This is a genomic window from Glycomyces dulcitolivorans (genome assembly GCF_003265355.1).
In the GTDB taxonomy this organism is placed as follows: Bacteria; Actinomycetota; Actinomycetes; order Mycobacteriales; family Micromonosporaceae; genus Glycomyces; species Glycomyces dulcitolivorans.
Map to the genome: position 1 here is coordinate 1 of NZ_QFRW01000225.1, position 9,048 is coordinate 9,048.

Here is a 9,048-nt window from a genome sequence, read left to right on the forward strand (position 1 = left end):
CGCACCCCGAGCCGACGCCGCCGCAGCGCCCCGACCCGCTGCCCGACCCCGAGCCGGTCCCGCGCCCGGAGCCCACGCCGCCGCCGTCGTTCCTGTACGCCGACGACAGCCCGTTCTCCGACGCCGCCCCCTACGAGGCCCCGACGCCCGCCCCGGCCCCGGAGCTCCCGGCCGTCCCGACCCCGCCGAGCGAGGCCCCTGAGGAGGGGCCGAGCACCGAGGCCGAGGCCTCGCGCAAGCGGATCGTGAACGCGCCCGACATCAGCCTGTTCGAGGAGCCGACGACCAAGACCGGCGCGCACAAGCTGCCGCCCGCGTCCTGGCCCCCGGCCGCCGAAGAGGAGGAGGGCTACCGGCCCGGCCGCGCCCGCGTCCGCAACCTCCTCGACCGCTCCGAGCTGCCCGACCACATCCCGCTCCCGCGCCCCACCGTCTACGGCGCCAAGCCCGACGAAGGGGACGACCAGCGCTGACCGCTCTGCACTCCTTCTCGCTGCAATAGCCCGAAACCGGGTCCGCCGTCCCCGCGCCCGGTCCATCCTGGTCCTGGAAGGGCCGCCTCGGCGGCCCGGCGGCGGCGACCATCCGGTCCGGGCGCCGCAGAACCGGGGGAGGGTGAGCAGCATGGCCGAGCGCCGTGTGAAAGTGACCACAGAGGTCGGCATCCAGGCGCGGCCCGCGACGGTCTTCGTCGACACGGCCGCCGAGTCGTCAGGCGAGATCTCGATCGCGAAGGCCGGCGGCGACCGGCACGACGCCAAGTCGATCCTCCAGGTCCTCGTGCTGGACGTGCGCCCCGGCGACGAGATCGTCCTCACCGGCGACGACGAGGACGTCCTCGACCGCCTCGTCGACCTCGTGACCGCCGAGACCGCGGATGCGGAGGGCGGGAAGGACCTCGCCGACATCGACGAGCGCTGATCCGGCCGTGACGCCGGCGACGCCGCCCCCCTCTCGGCCACGTCCATGGACCCGGAGGGGGGATACGGTCGGGACTGTGAACAACGCGCGACGCCCGAGGGTCGGCCACATCGCCTTCCTCAACTGCATGCCCATCTACTGGGGACTGGCCCGCACCGGCGCGCTGCTCGAATTCGACCTGCGCCGCGACGCGCCCGACGAGCTCAGCCGCCTCCTCGTCGAAGGCGGCCTCGACATCGGCCCGATCACCCTCGTCGAATACCTGCGCCACAGCGACGAGCTGCTGCTCATCCCCGACCCCGCGGTCGCCGCCGACGGCCCCGTCCTCAGCGTCAACCTCGTCTCCAAGGTCCCGCTCGCCGACCTGCCCGCCGAGCCGCGCGTCTCCCTCGCCTCGTTCTCGCGCACCGGCGTCCTCCTCGGGCGGATGCTCCTCGAAGAGCGCTACGGCCGCAAGCCGTCCTACCAGGTCACGGCCCCCGACCTCGACTCCGCGCTCGCCGGCGCCGACGCGGCCGTGCTCATCGGCGACGAGGCCCTCCGCGTCCACCACGACCCGCAAGGCCACCACGTCCTCGACCTCGCCGCCGAGTGGAAGGACTGGACCGGCCTGCCGATGGTCTTCGCCGTCTGGGCCGTGCGCCGCGACTACGCCGAGGCCCACCCCGGGCTCGTCAAGGACGTCCACCTCGCATTCCGCGAGTCGGTGCGCCTCAGCCGCGAGGAGATCGACGCCGTCGTCGCCTCCGCAGCCCGCTGGGAGCCCTTCGAACCCGCCGCGCTCGCCGAGTACTTCGGCCGGCTCCAGTTCGGCCTCGGTGAGCGCCACCTCGCCGGCCTGCGGGAATTCGCCTCCCGCGCCGCCCGTTACACCGAAGTGAAGGATTTTTCGCCCGAAGGGCCCGAATTCTTCGACAGTGAAATCTGAACGACAGCGAGATCTGAACGAACCCCAGACCCGAACCCCGCGAGTTCCGAGACAGGGAAGGACCGTCCCCGTGGCCATCGAGCTGAAGAAGCCCCGCAAGAACCGCCCCGCGTGGCACAAGCTCACCGTCACCGGCGTCCGGCCCCTCACCGCCGACGCCGTCGAGGTCACCCTCGCCGTCCCCGAGGACCTGCGTCCCGCGTTCGACTTCAAGCCCGGCCAGCACCTCACGTTCCAGCGCGTCGAGCCCGACGGCTCCGAGGTCCGCCGCTCCTACTCGCTCGCCTCCACCCCGCGCGAACTCGCCGCCGAGGGCACCCTGCGCCTGGGCATCCGCTCGATCCCCAAGGGCACCTTCTCCGGGTACGCGAACCGGCAGCTCCTGCCCGGCGACGTCCTCGAAGTCCTCCCGCCCCTCGGCCACTTCTGCACCGACATCCGGCCCGACCGCCACTACGGCTCCGTCGTCGCCGGCTCCGGGATCACCCCGATCATCGCGATCGCCACCGCCGCGCTCGAAGCCGGCGCGACCGTCACCCTCCTGTACTCCAACCGCACCGAGGACACCACGATGTTCGCCGCCGAACTGCGCGAACTCGAACGCGCCCACGGCGACCGCCTGCGCCTCCACCACGTGCGCACCCGCACCGACGGCCCCACGCCGCTCCTCACCGGGCGCCTCACGCCCGAGCGCCTCCAGGAGGTCCTCGGCACGGTCGTCGACGCCCGCGAAGTCGACGAGTGGTTCCTGTGCGGTCCGTACGAGATGGTCCTCGGCGTCAAAGAGGTCCTCGAAGCCGCCGGGACCGGCGAGATCCACACCGAGCTCTACACCGTGTAGCGGCCCGGGGGAGTAATCCAGGAGTCAATCGCTTCGGCCGCACTGTCCCCGAGGGCCCCCAGGCGGATACGCTTCGTGCATGGCCGAGATTGACGATGTCCTCGCCCGCGCCGCCGACGGCGGCGCCATCAGCGCCGAGGAAGCCCTGCTGCTCTACACCGAAGCGCCCTTCCACCCCCTCGCCGAGGCCGCCGACACGGCCCGCCGGCGCCTCATCGGCGACAACATCGTCACCTACATCATCGACCGCAACATCAACTACACGAACGTGTGCGTCACCGCGTGCAAGTTCTGCGCCTTCTACCGCGCCCCCAAGCACGACGAGGGCTGGGCCCACCCGATGGAGGAGGTCCTGCGCCGCTGCGGCGAGGCCGTGGGCCTCGGCGCCACGCAGGTCATGCTCCAGGGTGGCCACCACCCCGACTTCGGGGTCGAGTACTACGAGGAGCTGTTCTCCTCGGTCAAGCGCGAGTACCCCGAGTTGATGATCCACTCGATCGGGCCCTCCGAGATCGCGCACATGTCGAAGGTCTCCGGCGTCGAGATCGACGAGTCGATCCGCCGCATCAAGGCCGCCGGGCTCGACTCCATCGCCGGCGCCGGCGCCGAGATGCTCCCCGCGCGCCCGCGCACCGCGCTCGCGCCGCTCAAGGAGTCCGGCGAGCGCTGGCTGGAGATCATGGAGGTCGCGCACGGGCACGGCCTCGAATCGACCGCGACGATGATGATGGGCACCGGCGAGACCGCGGCCGAGCGCATCGAGCACCTGCGGATGATCCGCGACGTCCAGGACCGCACCGGCGGGTTCCGGTCCTTCATCCCGTGGACGTACCAGCCCGAGAACAACCACCTCAAGGGTCGCACCCAGGCGACGACCCTGGAGTACCTGCGGCTGCTGGCGACCGCGCGGCTGTTCTTCCACAACGTGAAGCACCTGCAGTCGTCGTGGCTGACGACCGGCAAGGCCTCCGGGCAGCTGAGCCTCCACCTCGGCGTGGACGACCTCGGCTCGATCATGCTGGAGGAGAACGTGATCTCCTCGGCCGGCGCCCGCCACCAGTCGCGCCTCTCGGAGCTCATCGGCCTGATCCGCTCCGCGGATCGCGTTCCCGCGCAGCGCAACACGCTGTACGAGCGCATGTCGGTCCACTGGACCCCCGAGGACGACCCGACCGACGACCGCATCCGCTCGCACTACTCGACGATCGTCGCCGAGTTGCAGGTGAAGTGAACCCACGCGAAGGGCCCCGAGCGATGCTCGGGGCCCTTCGCGCACGTCTAGATCAAGTGCCCGATCTCGGCCCGGATCAGCTGGGCGTTCACGCCCGAGTTCGGGCAGCCGCCGAAGTGGTGGAGCGCCAGGACCTCGTGCGTGTCGCGGGAGATCACCGGCGAGCCCGACGACCCGAACTCGGTGTCGCAGTAGTACGAGACGTCGCTGCCGGTCACGTAGCCGTCGTAGACGGCGTTCTTGACCACGCAGTTGCCGCCGTCGACCGAGGACTCCATCGCGATCTCCGTGGGCCGCCCGGCCGGATGCTGCGGGATGTAGATCGCCTCGCCCGCCTTCGCGGGCTCGTCCGACAGCTCCAGGTACCCGAACTGGTCGATCCGCGAGAAGTCGTCCACCGAGAACAGCGTGTAGTCCAAGGGCTTCGAGGTCTTCAGGACCTGCTGGCCCGTGACCTTCACCGGGATGTTCGCCGTGTCCGCCCCGCACGTGACGCAGTCGTAGCCGAACCACACCTCGGTCTGCTTCGCCTCCCACGTCTCGGTGAAGCAGTGGTGGTTCGTCAGCAGCCGGTTCTCCTCGCCGACCCGGAACGCCGTGCACAGCACGGTCCCGTCGATGAGCAGCCGCGCCACCGGCTCCGCGTGCTCCACGACCTCCGGGTACGAGGTCCGGTAGCACGCCGAGCGCCGCTTCTCGTCGCCCGAGCAGACGCTCTCCTCAGGCCGAGCCTGGTCCGCCTTGTCCGCGACCAGCGCGTCGACCACATCCGCTGCGAAACCGTACGCGGCCCGGTCGATGAGCACCCCCAGCGCGTCCGAGGCCGGGCCCGATTCGGCCCGGTGCAGTTCCACGACCGCCGTGTCGCCGGTGATCGAGGTCGCCCACTGGTCGACCATGGACTGCTCGTACCGGTACGACTCGGTGCCGTCGGGGTTCGACACCGTCACATAGTCGCCCGCGTTCAAGAGCAGCCGCTCGAAGTGGACCTTCACGTACCCGGCGTCGGGGCCCGACACCGTCACCGCGTCCTGCTCGCCCGCGTACGTCAGCGACTCCGTCAACTCCTTGACCTCGCCGACGTCGACCAGGCCCAGCAGCGAGTCGTCCACCGGGAGGATCTCCGCGGCGTCTTCGAGGACCGAGGTCACCGGGTCGTCGGCGAACGCCGTCGGGACCACCGCCGCCGCGCCGCCCAGAGCCAGGGCCCCGGTGGCCGCCACCAGGACGGCCTTGCGGCGCTTGCGCTTCCAGTCGTACTCCGTCCGCGGTCTCCGCGCGCTCGCCGCCACTGCCGGCCCCTTCCGTGAGAGATGCATCCACGGTTGAAACGAGTGAGCGGCCCGGAAGTTGCGCGGCCTCACGCGAACCGGCGAGGGTCACACGCCGGAGTTACACCACCTCGTGGCGGTGGCGCCCGCGCGCTCCCAGGTCCTGCGGCCGGCAGAACTCCCGGATCTCGTTGAGGCCCTTGCGGGTCACCAGCACCAGCAGCGTGTCGCCGCAGACGAGCTGGAACCCGTCGTCGGGGTTCCACCGGATGCTCCCCGACGCGCGCTTCACCGCGAGCAACCGCCGCGCCCCGGACGCCGTCGCCTTGTGCGCCGGGACGTCGTCGAGCCACGCGCTCTCCTCCACGGTGACCTCCGCGATGTACGCGATCTGCCCGCGCACCGGGATCGTCTCCAGGATCTCGTCGTCGGTCAGCTCCCGAGCGAACGAGCCCGCCGCGACCTGCGGCGCACTGTACGACGAATGCTGCGACGCCTCGTGCAGCGACCGGTTCTTGTTCAGGTTCCGCCGGATCAGCGAAGCGAACTCGGGGTCGTAGATCCGCATGACCGTCCGCAGGTCCGGCTTGCACTCCAGCCCCGACAGGGCCGCCTCCAGGTTCGCCGAGTCCTGCTTCGCCATCGCCACCAGCGACCGCGAGTACTTCACCTCGGCCTCCTGGAGCGTCCCCGGCCGGCTCGCGTCGCCCAGCAGCACCTGCGCGCCCGCCGCCCGCGCGGCCCGCACGCCGATCGCCTCGCGGTCCTTCTCGATCGCGACCACCGGGATGCGCCGCTCCCGCAGCGTCTCCACCACGCGGGTCCCCATGTTGCCCAGGCCGACCACGATCACGTGGTCGCGCACCGCCCGCACCATGCGGCCCTCGGCGAGCGCGTACCGCCGCTCCACGACCGCCTGCACGATCGCACCGGTGACCACCGGGATGAGCAGCGCGCCCGAGACGACCACCACGACGTGCGTCAGCCGCAGCTCCCAGTGGTCGGTCGTGTCCGGGTCGGCGCCGCCCGCGGCCATCATCGCGAGCATGTACAGCGCGTCCCAGAAGTCCCCGTCCACTTCACGGCTCTGGTTGAGGCTGTTCACCGTCAGCAGCGTCGTCAACCCGCCGAGCATCACGACCATGAGCACGGCCGCGGCCATCCACAGGCCTTTGCCGAACGTGCGCCGCATCGTGTGCAGCGACTGCCGGAACCACCCCGCGACCTTCTCCCACAGGGGCCTGACCCAGCGCCGCGCCGCCACCGCCTCCAGGCACAGCAGCCGGACCGCCTCGTCGGCGTCGTCGGGGATCATGTCCACCCCGAACTCGTTCCCGGTCGCCACGACCCACTGCGCCTGCGCCCGCGGGTCGGCCGCGCGCGTCAGGTACAGGCGCCGGCCCCAGATGTCGATGTCCCCGGGCGGGATCTGCTCCAGCGCGGCCGCGGCGTACGTGCGCGCGACCATGTCCGCATCGGACTTCACGAACACGCCGTCGTCGCCGAGGAGCTTCTGCATGTGGTCGCGCAGGCCCCGGTTGTACATGCGGATGACCAGGCGCGGCAGCGTCTCGTCGCCGAGGTAGTGGGACATCTCGCGGATCTTCAGCGCCAGGTGCAGGTTTCCGACGTCGTTCTGGTCCATGAGCGCCACGGCGTACGCGTCGGTGAGCCCGGCCTCGCGGATGGTGTCGGCGCCGACCTGCTGGGCCTCCAGGACCGACAGGCGCCGGTTCTCCTGGGCGGCGCGGCGGATCTCGTCGCGCTGACCGCCGGGCCCGGCGGGGATGACGGCGATGACGCGGAACGCGAAGTTGTCGATGAGGTTCCTGATGAACCTGAGGGTGAGCCCGTTGTCGCCCACGACGATCACGCGCCGGTCGGGGCGCGCGTCTTCTAGCCTGGCCTGCCGGGGTTGCATGACCCTCAGTGTAAAGAAGATTCGCAAACGGTTGCGGTACAGCCGGTCGCGAATCGGCTCCGGTCAGGAAGGGCGTGAGAGGCGGGCGAGGAGCTTGTCGACGTCGGCCTCGTAGTCGTACCAGTCGACGTCGTGGACGAAGCCGAGTTCGCCGTTGATCCAGCGGACGTCGTCGGCGGTGTCGAGGGTCCAGGTCTGGACGTCGACGAGCTGCGGTTCGGCGCGGCGCAGCTCGGTGAGGAGCCGGGCCTTCATGGTCATGGCGAGGCCGTAGGAGCGGTGCGCGGGGGCGACGACGGTGTCGTACTGGTCGGCGCGGGTGGGCCGCTGCGCGGAGACGACGAGCTCGGTGAGGCCGACGACGTTCCCGAACGGCTCGGAGACGGCCACGGCGATGTGCGAGCGCATGCCGCGGCGCGCGAGGGTCTGGAACGAGTCGCGCAACGCCGGGGCGTAGGCCGAGCCGCGCCACTCGGGCACGAACGCGACGTTCCCGGGTGCCGAGCGCAGGTTCGCCTTGACGTCGGCGTAGGAGTCCATGAGCCGGTCGGGGACGCCCCCGGCGTGGTATTCGAGCCGGTACCCGGCGGCGAGGCGCCCGGCGGCGTGCTCGATCTTCTCCCAGTCGATGTCGGCCCACCGGAGCAGGTGCCGCTGCTCGACGGTAGAGCGCGCGAATCCGTGCCGGTCGTAGAAGCCGACCGCGGGCGTGGTGGCGATGACCTCGACCGACAGGGTCCGGCAGCCGCCGGCCTTCGCGCATTCGGCGACGGCCCGCAGCAGGCGCGTGCCGACGCCCTTGCCGCGCGCGGACGGGCGCGTCGACATCTCGACGACGCCGGTGCCCGCCTGCTCGCCCCCGAAGAGGATGAGGCTGGCGTGGCCGACGAGGTCGCCGTCGGCGTCGCGGTCGAGGAACAGGTGCCGTGCGTCCTCGGGCAGGGTGCCGTCCAGGTAGTCGCGGAGCCGGTCGGTGCGCCAGCGGGGCTCGGCCGGCATGTCCGCGGCGGTCATGTCGTTGAGCACCGAGCACCAGTCGCGGAGGTCGTCGTCCGTCATCTCGCCGGGAGCGAGCTGCTTCAGGGGCATCTCTTATCCTTACCCGAAATCGTCACCGAACGGAACCCCCGGCTCACGGATTGCAGCGATCGGGGGTGTCGTCAGGCGGTGCTCGCCCGGCCGTACTGGTCGGCGCGGTCGAACACCTTCTGCACGTAGTCGTCCCTGGGGTTGTAGGAGTGGACGGCCTCCTGCCAGCCGATCGGAGTGGTCAGGTCCCGGTCGCCGTGGCAGAGGTAGTTCGCGGCGGCGGTGACCGCGTCGTCGATGTCGTCGGGGTTGAACAGGCCGTCCTTGTCGCCGTCGGCCTTCCAGGTCTCCCATGTGCTGGGGAGGAACTGCATGGGGCCCATCTCGTCGTAGCCGGCGCCGCGGATGGGGGTGACGGTGGTGCCGTCGGCCTGGATCCGGTTGCCGTTGGTGGTGCCGTGGGTGGTCTCGGTGGCGCCGATGCCCGCGAGGGTGGTCCAGGAGAGGTTGCAGCCGGGGTTCTCGACGGCGGAGACGAGCTCGGCGCGCCCGTAGGCGACGAGGGCCCGCTCGGGGATGCCGAGGGACGCGAGGCTCTGCGCCCACGAGTCGAGGTCGGTGGCGCCGGCCGGGGTCGTGGTGGTGTCCCCGGGGGTGGTCGAGGTGGAGTCGCCCGCGGGGTCGGTCTCGGCGGGCCTGCCCGCGTCGGGGGCGTTCTCGGGGGTGAGGACGAGCGGCGCCTCCTCGGGCTCGGGGCTGGGCTCGGTGCCGAAGGACCACGCGGGGCCGGCGCCGGGCACGACGAACCAGCCCGCGGCGAGCGCGCCCGCGACCGCGAGGACCGTCAGGACCGCCTGGACGCCGAGTCGGCCCGCCGGGGCCCGCAGGGCGCGGGCGGCGGCGCGA

8 protein-coding genes and 1 pseudogene are annotated in these 9,048 nt (G+C 71.4%); 5 read left to right on the forward strand and 4 right to left on the reverse strand.

Annotated elements, in window-relative coordinates; translation table 11 throughout:
* The 5 genes and pseudogenes from DI269_RS15360 to mqnC all read left to right on the forward strand — a co-directional run.
* Window positions 1-473, forward strand: a pseudogene (locus DI269_RS15360) (hypothetical protein); the annotation flags it as partial.
* 151 nt (window positions 474-624) lie between these two features.
* A complete protein-coding gene (locus DI269_RS15365; RefSeq protein ID WP_112137319.1) occupies window positions 625-921 on the forward strand; it encodes an HPr family phosphocarrier protein in 297 nt (98 codons plus the stop codon).
* A gap of 76 nt (window positions 922-997) precedes the next feature.
* Window positions 998-1,849: a menaquinone biosynthetic enzyme MqnA/MqnD family protein gene (locus DI269_RS15370; protein WP_198667458.1), complete on the forward strand. Its 852-nt coding sequence runs from the start codon at window positions 998-1,000 to the stop codon at window positions 1,847-1,849.
* A gap of 70 nt (window positions 1,850-1,919) precedes the next feature.
* Entirely contained in the window at window positions 1,920-2,690 is a 771-nt protein-coding gene (locus DI269_RS15375) for an FAD-binding oxidoreductase (RefSeq protein WP_157975012.1), read from the forward strand.
* A 79-nt stretch (window positions 2,691-2,769) separates the two neighbouring features.
* Window positions 2,770-3,921, forward strand: a complete 1,152-nt coding sequence (gene mqnC / locus DI269_RS15380; protein WP_112137325.1) for a cyclic dehypoxanthinyl futalosine synthase — start codon at window positions 2,770-2,772, stop codon at window positions 3,919-3,921.
* A 47-nt stretch (window positions 3,922-3,968) separates the two neighbouring features.
* On the opposite strand, the gene DI269_RS15385 is transcribed toward mqnC, so the two are convergent.
* The 4 genes from DI269_RS15385 to DI269_RS15400 all read right to left on the reverse strand — a co-directional run.
* Window positions 3,969-5,213: a trypsin-like serine peptidase gene (locus DI269_RS15385; RefSeq protein ID WP_112137327.1), complete on the reverse strand. Its 1,245-nt coding sequence runs from the start codon at window positions 5,211-5,213 to the stop codon at window positions 3,969-3,971.
* Window positions 5,214-5,313: 100 nt separating this feature from the next.
* Window positions 5,314-7,113: a potassium channel family protein gene (locus DI269_RS15390; RefSeq protein ID WP_115509852.1), complete on the reverse strand. Its 1,800-nt coding sequence runs from the start codon at window positions 7,111-7,113 to the stop codon at window positions 5,314-5,316.
* A gap of 63 nt (window positions 7,114-7,176) precedes the next feature.
* Entirely contained in the window at window positions 7,177-8,202 is a 1,026-nt protein-coding gene (locus DI269_RS15395) for a GNAT family N-acetyltransferase (RefSeq protein ID WP_112137331.1), read from the reverse strand.
* Between the two features lie 71 nt (window positions 8,203-8,273).
* A partial coding sequence (locus DI269_RS15400) for a lytic transglycosylase domain-containing protein (protein WP_198667459.1) occupies window positions 8,274-9,048 on the reverse strand: 775 nt, incomplete at its 5' end.